This window comes from Chromatiaceae bacterium, assembly GCA_016714645.1.
Lineage (GTDB): Bacteria > Pseudomonadota > Gammaproteobacteria > Chromatiales > Chromatiaceae > M0108.
Genome location: JADKCI010000002.1, coordinates 485011 through 503901 on the forward strand (window position 1 = coordinate 485011; position 18891 = coordinate 503901).

Here is an 18891-nt window from a genome sequence, read left to right on the forward strand (position 1 = left end):
CCAGGTCGGGGGGTGGCGTTTGCCCGCGTGGGGGGCGGGATCCATGAGGGGCGTTCCCCCGCCACGCGGGCTGAGACCTGGAGGTGTCGGGGAATCGAGGCCGGGGATGCGGGCTATTCGATCCAATCAATCAGGTGGTGGACCAGGGGCCCGGCCTCGGCCGCGGGGATGACCCGACCGGCGACGCACTGGCCCGCGCGGCTTACGGAGGTGGGGTCGCCGCTGAGGAGGGGGTGCCATCGGGGCAGGGAGCGGCCCTCGCGTAGGCGGCGATAGGCGCAGGTGGTGGGGAGCCAGTGGGGGTCGGCGACGGTGGCCGGCGTGAGTTCGATACAATCATGCACCAGGCGGGAACGATGCGGATAGTCGCCGCAAGCCCCGGTGGCGGGGTCGAGCAGCTTGCAGGCAACGTTGGTGTAGAAGATGCGCCCGGTCTCCTCTTCCTCCAGTTTCTCCAGGCAACACTTACCACAGCGGTCGCAGAGGGCCTCCCACTGGTCGCTGGTCATGGCGTCCAGGGGGGTGATTTCCCAGAAGGGGCCTTGAGGGTTGCTCACGATGGGGCAAAGGGTTCCGCGTGTGGGTGGCAAGGAGACGCATTGTACTCAATTTTCGCATCTCTAGCGGTCGGCCAGAAATTCGGCCCTGGCGCAAGCTTGTATATCGAGCACACATATTATCTAGCGCGCAATCGCGCCGCCCAAGGGGAGCGCAATGCCCGGCGCCGGTCTGCTCCCTATCGTTCCCCGTCGGCTCGCGCTGTGTCCTTGCGGCGAGCCTTCCTGCGGTGTTATCGTCCCCCCACTTCAGATACCGGGCGGTTGGGTTTCCTATAATTCTTCGATCGGGAGTATGAGCTCGATCGGCGATTGAGGTGGTACGCGAACTGCCAACGGCTACCGGAGGGCTCTTGCCCGTCTCGTTAAAATCGCGTCCCGCACCTGAAGAAACCACTCCAAGACCGAAAAGCAGTCCGGCCTCTAGGGACCAGAACCCTGCATCACGGCCCGACAGGGGGTATTTTCCCCCCTTGTCCAGGCCATAGCGTGAGTAGACACTACAGGTTGTTGAACGGGGCTGGATTTCCTTTTCTTCTTGCTTGGCCTCGGTCCGAATTCCGGGCCAATGGCCGAGGGTGATCGCTACTTGAGCATCAAGGTTATTCTCGCCGACGACCATGCGGTTTTCCGCCAAGGGCTAGCGCTGCTGGTCCAAGCGGCGGACGATATTGAACTCCTCGCCCAGGCTACCAATGGCACCGAGGCCTGGACGCTCATCAAGTCGCTTCGGCCCGATGTCGCCATCCTCGACGTCAGCATGCCGGAAGCCACTGGCATCGAGGTTGTCCGTAGGGTCGAGGCTGAGGGTCTCGACACCCGGGTGGTGCTGCTCACCATGTATGACGATCCCGCGGCTGCCCTCTCGGCACAGGAGGCGGGTGCCGCGGCGTATGTCCTTAAGGATAATTCCTTCGAGGAGTTGGCGATGGCCGTCCAGACCGTCGCAGCGGGTGGCACCTTCATCTCCTCTTCGATCCGCAGCAAGCTCCGCGAGCTCCAACGCAGCGGATGCACAACGGTCGCCCTATCACCGCGGGAGCGCGAGGTCATCCGGCTAATCGCGCTTGGCAACAGCAGCAAAGAGATCGGACGGATCATGGCCATCAGTCCCAGGACCGTGGATACATACCGTAACCGGTTTATGGATAAGCTTGGGCTACATACCCTGGCCGAGGTGGTGCGGTATGCGGTTCGGGCGGGGATGGTCACTTAGCGGCGTGCCCACCGCCACGGACACACCGACTGCTTACCTCGCCCTGTAACAATCCGAAGAAGCGGCACAGGGGGTATGGAGAGCGTACCCCTGCCTTCAATCATGCATGCGCCGACCGAGCTCGTTCGTGCGTGGGCACCTGTTCAGGCGTTAGCGAGGCCAGAGCCTGCTCTCCTACAACCCCTACAGCAAGGTGGCTGCTGGCGAGCCGCTTTCCCGGACACATGCCCGGATGGCTGCAACCAACTCGGCCGCTGAGCATCCCTTGTGCTTATAATCGACGGCACCGGCCTCCAGCATGATCTGGGCACGTTCCTGATTTTGAAAAATGGACAAACCAATAATCCGGATATCTGGATACTCTTGATGAATGACTCGCGTAGCCTGTATGCCGTTACTCTGCGGCATGCTGATGTCCATTAGGATAACGTTCGGCTTAAGCTTACGCGCGAGATCAATCGCTTCGCGCCCGTCTTTGGCATAACCGACAACAACGATATCCGGCTCCTTCTGCAATAGCCGATCAATGCCATCGCGGAACAGGGCATGGTCGTCTGCCAGCAGCACGCGAATGCCTACGCCTACAGCTTGGGGATCAACAGGTTTTTGCCCCGATTGATTAGCCGTGGTAGATTCCAAACCAGCAGCAGGCAGAACGTCCGGCTGATGGCTCATTAAGGTAAGGGGAACCGTCAGGGTGAAACAGCTTCCTTTTCCTTGCTTCCTCCGCTCCCGAAAGGGAGCGGCTGTAACTGGAACCGTCAGGGTGAAACAGCTTCCTTTTCCTGGGGCACTGACGATATCAAGATTTCCGCCAAACAGCCTGAGCCGCTCGATGACGCTGAATAATCCGAGCCCACTCCCGTTAACGCTCCCTGACCTGAAAATGCTGTGGACATCGAAACCCACACCCTGATCGCTGATGGTGACCCTCAGTGTGGTTGCATCTATTTGCTGCAGGCTCAAGCACGCTCGGCTAACGTTTGAATGCTTACGGGCATTGAAGAGCAACTCCCGGACCACCTCAAATAAGAAAATCTTCACGTCCTCCGCTAGAAAAATGACCTCCGGCTGCATTACAAGATCGATGTTCATGTCATGTTTGTCGCACATCCAGTGACCCAGCCATTCCATGATAGCCTGTAAGCTTCCCTCTTGCAGGATGGGCGGGTATAGCTCGGTAGCCAGGGAGCGGGACATGGTCAATGAATCGTCCAAGATTGCTACGATCTGCGTCACTTCCTGGCCCATTCCCTCAAGGCAGGACAAACGCAATTTCGCCGATGCCAGCATTTGCTGGAGATGATCATGTAGAATCCTGGCCAATCGCTTGCGTTCACAATGCTCAGCCATCGTCAATTGACCGGCCAGGGCACGTAGCTGGTTTGTAAGAGTTTGTAACGCCTCATTCGCCGATGAGAGTTTAAGTTCGGTTTGTTGGCGATGCTCGATTTCGACCTGGAGGGTATCCACAGTTTGACGCAAGGCGGCAGTGCTTTCCCGGACCCTCTCGTCGAGTAGCTCATTGGCCTGCCGCAGGGCGCGCTCGGTTGTAAGCAGGTTTAGCTCGACCATTTTAGGAGTGGTGATGTCCCTCAAGGTTCCAACCATTCTCAGCGCCGTCCCTGTTGCATCCCGCTCGATGACTTTGCCCCGGGCCGAGACCCATTGCCATTGGCCTGATTTCACCCTCATCCGGACGTGGATCTCAAAGCCCACACCCGCATCAATGCTGGCCCGCAGCATCTGTTCGGCCTGAACGATATCTTCCGGATGTACTCGCTCTCGCCACGCAGCATAGGAGGCGGGGAATTCATGGTTCTCGTATCCAAGCAGCGAGTAATATTGCTCGGTGAAAAAGGCCTTGCCGCTTGGGATGTCCCAATCCCAGAGACCATCGCTAATCGCCGTGAGCGTAATAGCATAACGCTGCTGGCTTTCCAACAGGGCCATCTCCGCCAACTTGCGGTCGCCGATGTCGCTCATTACCACCCGGCACAGGGGCGCACCAGTTTCACGATCCTGATCAGCGGTTCCGTCCAACCGAGCCCAAAATGGGCTGGCGGCCGTGCGCAGCATGCGCAACTCGCAGTTCTGGGGTGAGCCCGTTTCGAAGAGCCGTTGGTGGCACTGGTAGAGGATGCCCTGATACTCGGGAAGGACAAAGTGGGACATGGGCTGCTGCAGCAGCGTCTCTCTCGGCACCCCCAACAGGGTGGCCGCGGTGAGATTGGCTGCAAGGATCACCCCCCTTTCGCTGGCCGTGAAATAGCCGATTGGCGCCAGATCGTATAGGTCCATATAGGCTGCCCGAGACGCTTCCAGTGCCTTTTGGCTCCGGTGCAGTTCTTCGTTCTGCATCTCCAGCGTGGCATGGCGCACCTGCAGTTCGTGGCACCTCTGCTGCGTTTTCTTGGGGCACGGCGTTTCCTTGTTTTTTGTTTCGTCCATTCTCGCCCTTTCTTTCGCCCGCCGACGTAAATCTCCTGCCTGGCCTGAGGGGATCTGTTTCTTAGTCATGGTTCGGTTCCTCTACCTAGGTGACGTCAGCCTTTCCACGTCGCAATGGCGTATGCATGCCCAGCCTTGGAATGATTATCGCCAACGCTTTGGCTTCGCTCCAGCCATAAATTCTCTCTGCTCCAGGTTTCCAGGCCTGGATGGGGTCCTCAAAATCCTGTACCCTGATCGTATCGTGCGCGTCACGCACCCACCACCGGAAGGTGGATCACGCCCTCGGATTCCCCGCACCGTCGCCTGCGCCTTTTCGTCTCCGTGATGTCCGTAAAGCTGAAAAGCTGATAATCGTGCCCTTGATCAGGTTCTCCAGGGTGCGATAGGGCCGGATGCGTAGCAGACACCAGGCGCCCGCTTTTGTCCGTACTTCCTTCTCGGGGTGTCCAACACCTCCATTACGTCGTCCAATAAAAAATTATAGCCCAGTAGGGTGGAGACAATGTGGCCCACCCTGTCCCCCCGCATGGCCCGGAATGAGGTTTATCAACTCGGTGGCCGCTGGAGTGAAGCGTAGGATGCACAGCTGAAGGTCCATAAAGACCCTGCCTACGCCCGTACCGGCCAGCAGATTGTTCATGTGGTCGTTGTTGGCCCGCGACAGATGGCCACCCTTTGTCGAAGCTCTGCGTTCACTGTGCCAACTCTGGGTTCACGGATTGCAGCCCTTCCTTGGAGGTCTCCAGTTTCCTCGTTGGTGCTCTGGAGGTACTCCTCCTTGACCCGCAATCCTTGCCTCAATGCTGCGACGCATGCCTCGACGTGCCTATCGCCCTCGCCTGCGACTGAATCCACGACGGTGGTTTTCTCTGCCTGTAAAACCGTTTGTAAGCGATTTTGCGGACAACCGTTTGGGTTAAACCCCGGACATACGGGCGTCGGGCGCTGCCCTATGCTTTCCACAAGCTCTCGTGAGCCCATCCAATACCACCAGCGACCCAAGGGGTAAATCGATGACTACCGCGCCCAATCTTAACCTAGTGGAAGTGGGCGAGTATTGGTTCGCGTGGGTGGGCCGCGCGGGAAGCAAGAAACCGGCTCGGGTGCGCGGGGTCGTCCATGGGGGTCAGGGGCATGCGGATACCATGGCGGCAGCACGGGCCTTGGTCGGCTCGGACGACAGGCCGAGCACCTGCGTCGCCATGGGGAAGGGGCGGCCGGTCATTCTGCGCGATATCGCGCACGAGTCGGATCGTACATCCTGGGCAGAGACGGCGCTGCGTTTCGGCTATCGCTCCATGATAGCGCTGCCGCTGAAGGAGGGCGCAACGCCCTTCGGTAGCTTCAGTATCTTCTCCGCTGAATCCAGCGCCTTCCGAAAAAAGGAGGTGGCTCTTCTTGAAGTGCTCGCGCAGGACCTGGCCTGCGGCATCGTACAAAGGGTTCGGGTCCGCGGGCGGGCGCGCCCGGTCGATGGCGAGGTTGACCAGGGCGAGCGTAATCGCATCCTAACGACCCTGCAGGAGGGAGTCGGCCAATCCATGCAGGCCGTTAACCTAGGGCTAAAGCGGGGACGGGCCATGGCCGCGAAGAAAGAGCCTGTGCTCACCGAGCTGCTCGACCAGCTTTCCGCCGAGGTCGGTTCTGCTATTCAGGGGTTGCGGGACCTGGGCCAAGAGCTGCGACTAGGCTTCCTCGAACACTTACCCTTCCCTGATGCGATCCGCTTGCATTGCCAGGAGACCAGCTTACGGGCCGGCATCGCAATCGACGTTCGTGCCAAGAATACCGGCTTTGAGCTTGACAAGCAGGTCAAGGAGCAAGGCTTTTTTTGCTTTCGCGAAGCCCTGGATAACGCGGTGAGGCATGCCCAGGCGAGCCGGATCGAAGTGTCCCTGGAGGTCGGACCATCCGGCTGGCTCCACCTTGAGATCCGCGACAACGGGGTCGGTTTCGACACCCGCCAGGCGTCCCGGCGATTCGACGGGCTCGGGCTTTGCGCGATTCGCGAGCGCGCCGAGAGCGTCTTTGGCCGTGCGAAGATTCAGAGTTTCCCCCGCCATGGGACTCGGGTCCGGATCTCCGTGCCGCTGTCCCTGGTACAACCCGTTAAATCCGCGATAGCCAGGGGCGGCGTACAAGCCCGCACCGCCCCGCATACACAACCAGAGGAGCCTACGGCATGAACAAGCACAACATTCGCAACCCGACCGTTGCGCCTGAAATGAACATCGGAAGGCGCGATTTCCTGAAGGCATCCAGCGCCGTAGCGCTGGCGCCAATAATCCTAACCTCGCGCAAGGGCGGGGCCCAGATCATCGATCCGGTGATTCCTCCCAGCCCACCCACCAGACCGTGGCGGGAGGAACTGCCCAATGCGATCGCGCCGCTGGAACAGGTCGACGCCTTGAGCCCAACCCCCACGGGTGTGGCGGACCCCTTGGGCGACGAATGTGGGCGAGCCGATCATCAGCGTTGGGGGGAGTTTTTCGGAGATTCGTCTCTACCGCCGGGCAGCGCGGATCTCTATGAGTTGAGGGCCACGGAACGTTCCGACTGGGTGTTCCACCCGGACTATCCACCACAGCGCATCTGGGGGTTCGAAGGCAACACCGCAGATGGGCCCGCCCTCAATCCTACCCTCTTCGGGCGTTATGGAAGGCCTATTATCTGCCGTCTTTACAACGAGTTGCCACAGGACCACGTCGGCTTCGGCACGCCCGAAGTGAGCATGCATCTGCATAATCTACATGCACCGTCGGAGAGCGATGGCTTTCCCGGGGACTACTTCAGCGCGTTCAAGGCAGGCCCAACCTTGGGCGGGCCGGGGAGGTTCAAGGACCACTTCTATCCGAATGTCTATGCGGGCCTCGACGAGTACGGCGGCATCGGCGATCCAAGACAGGCCTTGGGGACGCTCTGGTATCACGACCATACCCTGGATTTCACCGCCCCCAACGCGTCCCGCGGCCTGGCCGGGTTTTATCTGCTGTTCGACCACCTCGACTCGGGCGATGAACACGATCGTACCCCAGGGGCGCTGCGACTGCCGAGTCATCCCTACGATTACCCACTCGTATTCCAGGATAAGCGTTTCGATGCGGACGGTGTCCATTTTTACGACCAGTTGAATCCCGAAGGCACGCTGGGCGACAAGGTGACGGTCAATGGCAAGATCGAGCCGGTCCTGCGGGTGGCAAGTCGTAAGTATCGTCTGCGCCTGCTTAACGCGGGGCCGACCCGATTCTATGAGTTCTCTCTCATCGCACCCAGGAGCGGGGCGCAGCCTTTCCAGTACATCGGTAACGACGGCAACCTACTGCCCGCCCCGCTCACCCGGAAACGCATTCGGCTCGGTATGGCCGAACGCGCCGACATTGTCGTGGACTTTTCGAGGTACGCGATTGGGACTGAACTCTACCTTGTCAACCGGCTGGGCCAGTTGACGACACGTGGGCCCGACGGTGTGGAGGCACCAGGCACCCGGGTGCTAAAGATCATCATCGATCGCCCCCCCCCCAAGAAGGATGTAAGTCGGGTGCCGGCGGCATTGCGCCCGCTGCCGCCGCTCGATCCCTTGGAAATCGCGGCCGCGCCGGTTCGGCGCTGGGAGTTCGCCCGCAAGAATGGGCTGTGGACGGTGAACGACCTACTGATCGACGTGACGACGCCGCGCGCGGAAATCGTCAGAGGCAGCGCCGAGGTCTGGGAGTTGGTAAACCCTTCCGGTGGCTGGGCCCATCCGGTTCACATCCACTTCGAAGAGGGCCGCATCCTCAGCAAGACCGTGGATGGGATCGATGTGCCCATCCCGCTGCATGAGCGAGGACGCAAGGACGTCTACGTGCTCGACAAGAACACGACCATGAGGGTGTTTCTGCGCTTCCGCGATTTTACGGGGAAGTACGTCATGCACTGCCACAACCTGGCGCACGAGGATCACGCGATGATGGTGCGCTTCGACATCACGGAAGCCTGAGTGGCCGGTAACAATCTGAGATTCGGAGGATTCGACATGAATACACGTAGACAACTCTTGGCTGGCATGGGCGCGGCCGCGCTCGGAGGACTTGGCTGGGCGGGTTGGCATGCACTGGATGTCGGGCCGGAGCAGGCTCGCCCCAGGGATCTGGGTGCTGGCCGTTTTCCCAACACGAAACTCTACACCCACGAAGGCCGGGAGGTCAGATTCTATGACGACCTGGTCCGCGGCAAAGTGGTCGCCGTCAACTTGATGTACGTGCTGTGCAGAGGCATCTGTCCACTGGCGACGCGCAATCTGCTCGGGGTGCAGAAGATGTTGGGCGAGCGAGTGGGTCGTGACGTCTTCCTGTATTCGATCACGCTGCAGCCAGAGCATGATTCGCCGCGTGGCCTGAAGCGGTACGCCGAGACGCATGGCGTCAAGCCGGGCTGGTTGTTCCTGACCGGGGCCCCCGCGGACGTTAAGGACCTCCGCTATCGACTCGGTTTCTACGATCCCGATCCGAGCATCGATGGCGACGTAGAAACCCACACTGGCATGGTACGCATTGGCAACGACCGGTATGACCGCTGGACCATGGCGCCGGCGCTGTCGCCTCCCGGCCAGATTCTGGCGACCATCAACCATGTTGACAGGCTCATCGTGCACGCCGCTCCAGCGCAAGCAGGAGCCTGAACCGCCCGGAATCGGCGGGCTCTGTCCTGTAGGGCCACCCTTTCCATCCCTATACTGCCGAAATCCCGGGGCCATGCTTCTTCGATCCTTGTCGCGGCAGACGGAAACTCACAACCGAGACTGTTGGTTTGGCTCCCGTTCACCTGTAATGCCCAGCACGCATCCCTGTAAGCCGTCCGGCTGGATGGCCAGGGATCCGATGCCGGATGGGTTGAGCGATTCACCCGGCACGAAAACCTCTCCAGCGCATGGGCGGCCACGCCATGAGCACCTAGACACCGCCACAGACACCTGTTTCTAAGCACATTATTACCTGAGAAAGGCGAAGGGCCGCCCGGCTTGTAAGCGATTTTGCGGACATCCGGTTGGGTAAAACCCCGGACATACGGGCTTCGGCGCCTTCTCTACACTTCGACATAAGCTCATCTGAGCCCGAACCATTCGCCCGATAACCCTTAAAGGGGAAGAACAATGCCTACCGTGCCGAACCACATCTCCCGCATCAAGCGCACCGCTCTTGGAGTGGCCAGCATCTTGTCGTCAGCCGCCATCATCGCGGGCGGTTTTGTCTTTACCCCGGCTGTCCAGGCGCAAGTGGCGCCGATTGGACAGGGATTCACCCTCAACGCCTCCGACCTGCGGTTCATCCTGGCGCAGATCAAGATCGCCGAGGAACATGCGGCAACGCCGGGCTATCCCTGCAGCACCATCCTCAGCCGGATCGGTAGCCCGGTGCTCCCGTTCGGCCTGCGCACCGTGGATGGGACTTGTAACAACCTCCTGCCCGGTCAGGAGAAGTTTGGCGCCGCGGATTTGGTGTTCCCGCGCTTGACCGAGCCGAGCTTCCGCCCAGCGGAGGACGGGACTAGCTACCTGCAGAAATCTGGGCTCGTCAATGACTCCCAGCCGCGCATCGCCAGCAACCTGATCGTCGATCAGACGGTGACGAACCCCGCCGCCCTCGTGGCGGCCGGTACAGGCGCCGTACCCGATGCTTCCGGTACCCTGTTTATCCCGAACGTGGCGCCGGACGTCGGTCTCTCCGCACCGTACAACTCCATGTTTACGCTGTTCGGCCAGTTCTTCGACCACGGTCTCGACCTGGTGACGAAGGGCGGTGGCACCGTCCTCGTGCCGTTGCAGGCGGATGATCCGCTGTTTACTGGCGGCCCGACCGACTTCATGGTCCTGACCCGGGCCACCAACCAGCCGGGCCCGGACGGCATTCTCGGGACCAATGACGATATCCAGGAGGCGACGAACACCACTACCCCCTTCGTCGATCAAAACCAGACCTACACCTCGCATCCCTCGCACCAGGTGTTCCTTCGCGCGTACGTGTCGGGTGGATCCGGGCCGGTGGCGACGGGCAAGCTGATTGACGGCGCGATCGCCGGCAACATCGGCAACTGGGCCGAGGTGAAGGCGCAGGCCGCCAGCCTGCTTGGCATCCAGCTCACCGACCAGGACGTGCTGAATGTGCCGAAGCTGCTGACCGATCCCTACGGCCGTTTCATTCCTGGTCCCCTCCGCGGGTTACCGCAGATCGTGACCGCCACGGGCGTCGTCGAGGGTGACCCCTCAGCCAACGGCGGGCTCGGCCTTCTGGTCCCGGCGAACGCGGTCCGCACCGGCCACGCCTTCCTCGACGACATCGCCCACCACGCGGCCCCCTTCGGTGATCATGACAACAATCCGGGAACGCCCCGGCAGGCCCTGAATCCGGATGCGGATTCGGGCACCCTCGATGACGGCGATCCTGCCACCTACGACGACGAGTTGCTCGCTGCCCACTTCGTCACCGGCGATGGTCGCGGCAACGAGAATATTGGTCTGACCACCGTCCACGCCATCTTCCACGCGGAGCACAACCGGCTCGCCACCGACATCGACGGGCTGATCACCACGTTCGGCACGTCGGGGGAGCTCACCCCGGCCGAGATCGCCGACTGGCGGTCGGTGACGAACCCCTCCGGCTGGAACTACGGCGAGCGGTTGTTCCAGGCGGCGCGCTTTGTCACCGAGATGGAATACCAGCACTTGGTGTTCGAGGAGTTCGGGCGCAAGGTGCAGCCGCAGATCAACCTCTTCGCCGGCTACCACACCGAGATCAACCCGGCGATCTCCGCCGAGTTCGCGCACACGGTTTACCGCTTCGGCCATTCAATGCTGACCGAGGTAGTGGCGCGCACCGATGCCAATGGGGCTCTCCATGACATCCCGTTGCTCGACGCCTTCCTCAACCCGCTAGCCTTCAACGACGTAGGAACGAATGCCAGCGAGGCGGCCGGCAGCATCGTGCGCGGCATGACGGACCAGGTCGGCAACGAGCTCGATGAGTTTGTCACCGAGGCCCTGCGCAACCGCCTGCTCGGCCTGCCGCTGGACCTGGCCACCATCAACATGGCCCGGGGCCGCAGCGAGGGGGTCCCGACGCTGAATGTGGCGCGCCAGCAGTTCTTCGACGCCACCGGCAACTCGGCGCTCGCGCCTTACGAGAGCTGGGCGGACTTCGAGCTCGGCCTGCGACACCCGGAGTCGCTGGTCAACTTTATCGCGGCTTACGGCACCCATCCCCTGATCGCCTCGTTCGATGACGGCGGCGCACTCACGGCGGGCAGCATGGAGGCCCGGCGTGCCGCGGCGGAGATCCTGGTGGCAGGTGATGTGAACGATCCGTTAACGCCGGTGGATAGCCTCGACTTCATGCTCGCCACCGGTACCTGGAGCACCGATCCCACCGGTCTAAACGCTGTCGATTTCTGGGTCGGCGGTCTGGCCGAGAAACAGGCCCCGTTCGGCGGCCTGCTGGGCTCCACCTTCAACCATGTCTTCGAGACGCAACTGGAAGACTTGCAAGATGGCGACCGGCTTTACTACCTCACCCGCACGGCTGGCCTCAACCTGCTGGTTCAGCTCGAGGGCAATTCATTCTCCGAGCTGATCATGCGCAACACGGACGCAGAAGGCCTCCCGGCGGATGTCTTCTCGCGGGCGGACTTCACGTTCAACCTGGTGGCTCTCGGGACGACCGGCCCGATTCTGAATGATCCCAGCACCCCTTACGATGAGTCGACCCTGCTCACCCGCACGCCCGCTGGGATGATCGTTTACCCTGGCCCCGCCCACGTCATCTGGAATGGCCGGAACATCACTGATATCGACCGCATCAGATCCAGCGAAGGGGATGACACCCTCCGCGGCAATGGCGGCCGGGATATCATGGAGGGTGGTGCCGGCAACGATCAGTTCATCGGCGGCGATGGCGACGACATCTTGACCGACAGCTTCGGCGACGATGTCCTGAAGGGTGGCAACGGTAACGACGCCATGAGCTCAGGTCAGGGCTTCGACCTGAACCAGGGCGGTCTGGGCAATGACTTCATGGTGGGCGGCTCGGATCCCACCGAGACCTTCGGCGGCCCGGGAGACGACTTCATCTTCGCCGGCGACTCCACCGACACGGTCTTCGGCGACGACGGCGACGACTGGATCGAGGGCGGCGGCCAGGCCGACCTGCTGCAGGGCGACAACGGGGCGCCCTTCCAGAACGACCCGAACCAGCCCGGCCACGACGTCATCATCGGCGACGGCGGCGACGACGACTACGACGCGGAGGGCGGCGACGACATCATGGTGGCCGGCCCGGGCGTCGAGCGGAGCGAGGGCATGCTCGGCTTCGACTGGGTGACCCACCGGGGCGATCCCCAAGCGGCCGATTCGGACATGAACTTCACCGGTCTGCTGCCGCCTGACCTCGAGAATATTCGTGATCGGTTCGACCTGGTTGAGGGTCTATCGGGATGGCGGTTCAACGACATCCTGCGGGGCGACAGCGCCGATGCCACGACGATGGAAGGCCACGAACTGAACGCGGCGGGTATCGCGCGGATCACCGGGCTGAGCACCTTGCTACCGGCCGGCGCGACTTCCTTCACCGGCGGCAACATCATCATCGGCGGTGCCGGGAGTGACCTCATCGAGGGTCGTGGCGGCGATGATCTCATCGACGGTGACGCCTGGCTGAACGTGCAGCTCCAGGCGCCGGGGAATCTCCTGGTTGACAGCATGACCCAGCTTCGCACGGCCGTGTTTGCGGGCACGCTCAACCCCGGTTCAATCAGCATCGTGCGCAGCATCGTGACGACTGGGGCCTTGCCGGCAGATGTGGACACCGCCGTGTACTCCGAGGCCCTAGTCAACTACACCGTCACCAGCAATGCGGACGGCACCGTCACCGTGGCGCACACCGGCGGTACCTTGGCCGACGGGACCGACACGCTTCGGAACATGGAACAACTGGCGTTCCTCGACCAGACCATCCCGGTTCCGAACAACCTCCCGGCAACCGGCACGGTTACAATTAACGATACCACGCCGGCAGAGGACCAGCTCCTGACGGTGACCAGCGTACTCGCTGATTCCGATGGCCTCGGCGCTATCACCCACAGCTGGCAGGCCGAGACCGCCCCCGACGTGTGGGCCACCGCCGGAACGGGGGACACCTTCACCCCGAGCGACCCAGTCGTGGGCCAGAGGCTGCGTGTGGTCGCCAGCTTCACCGACGGCGCCGGCAATCCGGAAAGCGTCACGTCCGACCCGACCGTCGCGGTCACGGCCGTAAACGACCCAGCAACCGGTGCTCCAACCCTCTCCGACACCACGCCCGAAGTGGGTGCCCCGGTCTCGGCCATTACCACAGGGATAGCGGATGTCGATGGCCTCGGACCCTTTACCTACCAGTGGCGGGCCAATGGCGTAAATATCGCTGGCGCGACGGCGGCGACCTTCACACCCACACTTGCCGAGCTTGGCCTAAGGTTGAGGGTGGACGTGTCATTCACCGACGGTCAAGGCTTTGCGGAGACCCTGACTGTGACACCACCCAGCGCCCCGGTTGGCGCCGGCGGGATCGGACCCGTCGCCACCCTACCGGCAACCCTGAACTTCGGTGCCCGGCGCATTAACACCAACAGGACCCAGAATGTTAGGGTGACGAACACGGGCACCGCCCCCCTCACCATCAGCTCGGTCACGACCACGGGAGCAGCCTTCATCAACCCCGTGCTCGGCACCTGCGCGACGCCGCTTGCCGTGGGCAGGACCTGCAGGCTCTCGGTGACCTTCCGGCCGACCGCGGTCCAGGCCTACTCCGGGACCCTGAGGGTGGTGAGCAACGCGACGAACAGCCCGGCGATTGTGGACCTTTCGGGGTCCGGGAGATAACGCGTATCGGGAGCTAGTCGAGCGCGCAGAGCAGGACGCAACGGCCGCCGGGGGCCTAGGCCCCCGGCGGCCGTTGCTATTGGGGGACGCATGGAGAAAAAGAGATCTAACCTTGGGGTTCCCGGGGAATCGTTGCGCGCGGACAAGGGCCGTAGGATCTGGCTCACTGCGTTCACCGCATATTTGGGTGTGCCCGGTATGCCATTGGAACCTGTCAACCTTTTTCGGGCAGTTGGGCCTGTTCGCGCTGCGCACGGCATGGACATGACTCGTCTGGGTTCGCCGAATCGCCGTCTACGGAGCCGTATTTAGGGTGGAAGAGGGCGGTCGGCAATGGCCTACCCTTCCACCAGATGCCGAGGATTGACGGGCAAGGTATATACTGCTCGACTTTCAACCAGCGTTATGACAGCAGGCGTTATGAAAGCAGGGCAGTTACGATCGGGAACCCTGACCTCGGGAGCCGTGGAATCCGGCGCTCTGGCGACCCCCTTGGGGATCCTGGTCGTTGCCTGGGAGGAGGAGCGATTGGTGCGCCTGAACCTGGCCGCGGACCCGGACCCGAGCACCTCCGAGGGGCTGGCGCCATCCGATGACGCGAGCCTCGAAGAGGCGGTACCCCTGACCATCCGCGCGGGCTTGGCAAGCTATTTTGACGCGGGTGCGACTGGCTTGAATTTGCCCCTGGCCGCGCGGGGCACGGACTTCCAACACCGCGTCTGGCGCGCCCTACAAGCCATCCCACCTGGTGAAACCCGGACTTATGGAGACCTCGCCCGGCAACTCGGCACCAGCGCCCGCGCGATCGGCGGTGCCTGTCGCGCCAACCCCTGCCTCATCGTCGTGCCTTGCCATCGCGTCATCGCCAAGGATGGACTGGGGGGCTTCGCAGGGGATGTCTCTGGCCGCCGCTTGGAGGTCAAGCGCTGGCTGCTGCGCCATGAGGGCGCCCCCGCGGCCTTGGTGGGGGCAGGGGAGGGATGACGCGCCCTGGGCCGGACGAGGAGGCCATCCTTGCCGTCATGGCCTCGCCCCTGACCCAGGGGCCGCCGCTGGACGAGGTCGGTGCCACCTATGCCATTGGCGATGTCCAGGGCTGCTTCGATGACCTGCTGCGGCTCCTCGACCGCATCGACTTCGATCCCGCCGTCGATCGCCTCTGGTTTACGGGCGATCTGGTCAATCGCGGGCCCAACTCCCTGGGCCTGCTGCGCTTCGTGCGTGACTTGGGTCACGCCGCCGTCTGCGTCCTCGGCAACCACGACCTTCATCTGCTGGCCGCCGCCTCCGGCGCCCTGACCTTCGGCAAAAAGGATACCCTGGCCAGTATTCTGGAGGCCCATGATCGCGAGGAACTCCTCTTTTGGCTGCGCCACCAGCCCCTGCTCTATCACGACGAGCGTCTTGGCTTCGCCATGGTCCATGCCGGCCTGCCGCCCCAGTGGGACCTGGTTACCGCCAAGGCCCGCGCCGCTGAACTGGAGGCCCTACTGCAGAATCCCGCCTATGGAGACCTGCTGCATCAGTTGGGGCCCCACAAGCCCTGGCGCTGGCACGATGACCTGACCGGTTGGGATCGCCTGCGCTATATCGCCAACTGCTTCACCCAACTGCGCTGGTGCGATGCCACGGGCCGCCTGGACCTCGACGGCGAGCGCCGTAAGCGCAAGGGCGTCCGGCGGTCCCAGCCCTGGTTCCAGGTCCCCGGCCGCGCCAGCCAGGGCCTCCCCATCCTCTTCGGCCACTGGGCCCGGCTCGATCGCGAGAGTTTGGGGCGCGGGGATTTGGATAGGAGACTCGTCCACCCCCTCGACACCGGCTGCGCCAATGGCGGCCGGTTCACCGCCCTGCGCCTGGAGGACGGCCGTTACTACAGTGTCCGTTGCCGCAACGAGGCGGTGCCTTGGGCCGAGGGGTGAAGAGGGACCCTTGGGCGATGCTATCGAGCCTGGCGGATAGCCCATGAACCGCGCTGTCCCGGATTCACCGCATGTTCTGGCCGAACCGGATAGCCTCATCGAAAGCTTCGCCGATGCCCTCTGGATGGAGCGGGGGCTGAGCGCCAATACCCTGGCGGCCTACCAGTCCGATCTGCGGGCCTTTGGCGCCTGGCTGGCCAGGGAGCGTGGCCTGGGGCTGGCGGGGGCGACGCGGCTGGAGGTGCTGGATTACCTGGCCTTGCTTTCCCTGCAGGGCCTGAAACCACGCTCGGCCGCCCGGCGCCTGTCCTGCCTTCGCCAGTTTTACCAGTATCTGCTGCGTATCGGCACCCTGCGCGAGGATCCCAGCGCCCGGGTGGATACCCCCCGGCTCGGACGTCCCCTGCCTCGGATCCTGACGGAGGCGGAGGTGGAACGGCTGTTGCGGGCCCCGGATACCGAGGAACCCCGCGGGCATCGCGACCGCACCATGCTGGAGGTTCTCTACGCCACGGGGCTGCGGGTTTCCGAGCTGGTCGATCTCAAGCCCGGGGAGGTGAGCCTCAATCAGGGCCTGGTGCGGGTCCTGGGGAAGGGGGGCAAGGAACGCCTGGTGCCCCTGGGCGAGGAGGCCATCGCCTGGCTGGCGGATTTTACCCGCGGTCCGCGCCAGGATCTGCTGGGCGGCCGACTCAGCGACTTTCTCTTTCCCACGAGTCGCAGCGACCACATGACCCGCCAGGCCTTCTGGCAACTCATCAAGCGCCACGCCCTCGCCGCCAGCATCCAGAAGGAGCTGTCACCCCACACCCTGCGTCACGCCTTCGCGACCCACCTGCTCAATCACGGTGCTGACCTGCGGGTCGTGCAGATGCTCCTCGGCCACAGCGACCTTTCCACCACCCAGATCTACACCCACGTCGCCCGGGAGCGACTCAAGCAGCTCCACGCCAAGCACCATCCGCGTGGCTGATACTGGCATTGCCGCCAGCCTTGCTCTAATGTAGCCAGCCTTCACCAGCCGGGTAGGGGAGAGAAGATAGATGCCGTCTTTCGATGTGGTTTCGGAGGTGGACCTGCAGGAGGTCCGCAACGCGGTGGACCAGGCCAACCGCGAGGTGGGGACCCGGTTCGACTTCAAGGGCATCAAGGCGAACTTCGAGCTGGCCGACGATGTCATAAAGCTGACCACGGAGCGGGATTTCCAGTTGCGGCAGATGATGGATATTCTGCGCCAGAAGCTGGCCAAACGTGGCGTCGATATCGGCAGCCTCGACCTTAAAGACCCCACCAGCAGCCTGAGCGCGGCGCGTCAGGAGGTGGGCCTCAAGCAAGGGATCGATACCGAAACGGCCAAGAGCATGATCAAGGCCCTCAAGGCGGCCAAGCTCAAGGTCCAGGCCCAGATTCAGGGCGAGCAGTTACGGGTGTCGGGTAAGAATCGCGACGACCTGCAGGAGGCTATCGCGCATCTGCGCGAGGGCGATTGGGGCTTGCCCCTCAAATTCACCAATTTCAGAGATTGAGGTTAACGCATGAATGTGAAGATCAAGATAGGGCTTGCGGGCGCCATGCTGGCCCTGGTCTCGGCCCAGGCCCTGGCGGATGCCGCCGCCATCAAAAAGAGCCTGGCCAAGATCCTGCCGGAGTACGAGGTCGGTAGCGTCCACGAGACGCCGGTGCCGGGTCTCTTCGAGGTGCTGGTGGGTTCCGACGTCATCTACGTCAGCAAGGACGGCCGCTACATGGTCCAGGGCCGCATGATCGACCTGGTCAGCAAGGAGGACCTGACGGAGACCTCGCCGCGGCTGGCGGAGGCGCGCAAGCAGGAGGCCAAGGAGCGGGTGGCAGCCGTCAACAAGCTGGGCGAGGAGAATATGATCATCTTCTCGCCGCCGGGCAAGGCCGCGCACACCATCACGGTCTTCACGGATATCGACTGCGGCTACTGCCGCAAGCTGCATGGCGAGATCGACGGCTATCTCGCCGAGGGCATCAAGGTCCGCTACCTCTTCTTCCCGCGCTCCGGGGTGGGCACCCCCTCCTTCGACAAGGCCGTCTCCGTCTGGTGCGCCGAGGATCGCAAGGCCGCCCTGACGGACGCCAAGGCCGGCAAGACCATTCCGGACAAGAAGTGCGATAACCCGGTCAAGGAGCAGATGGAACTCGGCGAAAAGCTGGGCGTCTCCGGTACCCCCGCCATCATCCTGGAGAGCGGCGAGATGGTACCGGGCTATGTCCCCCCCAAGCGCCTCGCGACCATGCTTGGCGAGAAATAGGGCTGATCCCGGGACCGCCCCCCGGTGTGTTCGGGCAGGGATGCCCGTCAAAAGCCTTCGGTGGAGGTGAAGAGCCCCACCCGCAGGTCCTTCATGGTGTAAATCTCCCGGCCGTCCACCCTGACGCTGCCATCGGCGATGCCGAGGACCAGCTTGCGGCTGATGATGCGTTTCATATCAATCTGATAGGTGACCTTCTGGGCCGTGGGCAGCACCTGGCCCGTGAACTTGACCTCGCCGACACCCAGGGCGCGGCCCCGGCCCGGGTTCCCGATCCAGCCCAGAAAGAAGCCGACCAATTGCCAGGTGGCGTCCAGGCCCAGGCAGCCGGGCATGACCGGGTCGCCAGGGAAGTGGCAGCCAAAAAACCAGAGATCCGGAAGGATATCCAGCTCGGCGAGGATCTCGCCCTTGCCGAAGGCACCGCCCTCGTCACTGATTTTGACGACGCGGTCCACCATGAGCATGTTAGGCGTCGGCAGTTGGGCATTGCCCGGGCCAAACATTTCACCGCGACCGCATTGCAGTAGCTGGTCGTAGCTGAAGGCTTCCTGTCGCATGGCAAGGATTTCCTGGGTTA

The 18891-nt window shown here is 62.7% G+C and carries 13 protein-coding genes and 1 pseudogene; 10 read left to right on the forward strand and 4 right to left on the reverse strand.

The annotated features are described in order from the left end of the window. Positions 1-113: 113 nt before the first annotated feature. Positions 114-509, reverse strand: coding sequence for a YcgN family cysteine cluster protein (locus IPN92_09195; protein MBK8638440.1), 396 nt, complete (start codon positions 507-509; stop codon positions 114-116). 637 nt (positions 510-1146) lie between these two features. On the opposite strand from IPN92_09195, the gene IPN92_09200 reads away from it, so the two are divergent. Then, positions 1147-1773 carry a response regulator transcription factor gene (locus IPN92_09200; protein MBK8638441.1) on the forward strand — a complete coding sequence of 209 codons (627 nt, stop codon included), beginning with the start codon at positions 1147-1149 and terminating at the stop codon, positions 1771-1773. Between the two features lie 183 nt (positions 1774-1956). Here IPN92_09200 and IPN92_09205 read toward each other — a convergent pair whose 3' ends face one another. Together IPN92_09205 and IPN92_09210 are read right to left on the reverse strand one after the other, a co-directional pair. Beyond that, the gene (locus IPN92_09205) at positions 1957-4293 is read right to left on the reverse strand and encodes a PAS domain-containing protein (protein ID MBK8638442.1); all 2337 of its coding nucleotides are present in this window, start codon (positions 4291-4293) and stop codon (positions 1957-1959) included. A 208-nt stretch (positions 4294-4501) separates the two neighbouring features. Next, positions 4502-5208: pseudogene (locus tag IPN92_09210) on the reverse strand (PAS domain-containing protein). Between the two features lie 32 nt (positions 5209-5240). Here IPN92_09210 and IPN92_09215 point away from each other — a divergent pair. From IPN92_09215 to IPN92_09255, 9 genes are all read left to right on the forward strand, one after another. Next, the gene (locus tag IPN92_09215) at positions 5241-6413 is read left to right on the forward strand and encodes a GAF domain-containing protein (GenBank protein MBK8638443.1); all 1173 of its coding nucleotides are present in this window, start codon (positions 5241-5243) and stop codon (positions 6411-6413) included. Continuing rightward, complete coding sequence (locus IPN92_09220) at positions 6410-8206, forward strand: multicopper oxidase domain-containing protein (GenBank protein ID MBK8638444.1); 1797 nt, start codon at positions 6410-6412, stop codon at positions 8204-8206. The genes IPN92_09215 and IPN92_09220 overlap by 4 nt, the downstream gene beginning before the upstream one ends. Before the next feature lie 36 nt (positions 8207-8242). Next, positions 8243-8887, forward strand: a complete 645-nt coding sequence (locus IPN92_09225; GenBank protein MBK8638445.1) for an SCO family protein — start codon at positions 8243-8245, stop codon at positions 8885-8887. Between the two features lie 471 nt (positions 8888-9358). After that, positions 9359-14113 carry a choice-of-anchor D domain-containing protein gene (locus IPN92_09230; protein MBK8638446.1) on the forward strand — a complete coding sequence of 1585 codons (4755 nt, stop codon included), beginning with the start codon at positions 9359-9361 and terminating at the stop codon, positions 14111-14113. A gap of 420 nt (positions 14114-14533) precedes the next feature. After that, positions 14534-15097, forward strand: a complete 564-nt coding sequence (locus tag IPN92_09235) for a methylated-DNA--[protein]-cysteine S-methyltransferase (protein MBK8638447.1) — start codon at positions 14534-14536, stop codon at positions 15095-15097. 38 nt (positions 15098-15135) lie between these two features. Continuing rightward, positions 15136-16032 (forward strand): symmetrical bis(5'-nucleosyl)-tetraphosphatase, encoded by an 897-nt coding sequence (locus IPN92_09240; GenBank protein ID MBK8638448.1) that lies wholly within the window; start codon positions 15136-15138, stop codon positions 16030-16032. Between the two features lie 43 nt (positions 16033-16075). Further along, a complete protein-coding gene (gene xerD, locus IPN92_09245; protein ID MBK8638449.1) occupies positions 16076-17005 on the forward strand; it encodes a site-specific tyrosine recombinase XerD in 930 nt (309 codons plus the stop codon). 70 nt (positions 17006-17075) lie between these two features. After that, positions 17076-17558 carry a YajQ family cyclic di-GMP-binding protein gene (locus IPN92_09250; protein MBK8638450.1) on the forward strand — a complete coding sequence of 161 codons (483 nt, stop codon included), beginning with the start codon at positions 17076-17078 and terminating at the stop codon, positions 17556-17558. A 9-nt stretch (positions 17559-17567) separates the two neighbouring features. Beyond that, on the forward strand, positions 17568-18311 hold the full coding sequence (locus IPN92_09255) for a DsbC family protein (protein MBK8638451.1): 744 nt from the start codon (positions 17568-17570) through the stop codon (positions 18309-18311). 47 nt (positions 18312-18358) lie between these two features. Here the strand turns inward: IPN92_09255 and fabA are convergent, their stop codons facing one another. Next, on the reverse strand, positions 18359-18871 hold the full coding sequence (gene fabA / locus IPN92_09260; GenBank protein ID MBK8638452.1) for a 3-hydroxyacyl-[acyl-carrier-protein] dehydratase FabA: 513 nt from the start codon (positions 18869-18871) through the stop codon (positions 18359-18361). Positions 18872-18891 lie beyond the last annotated feature (20 nt).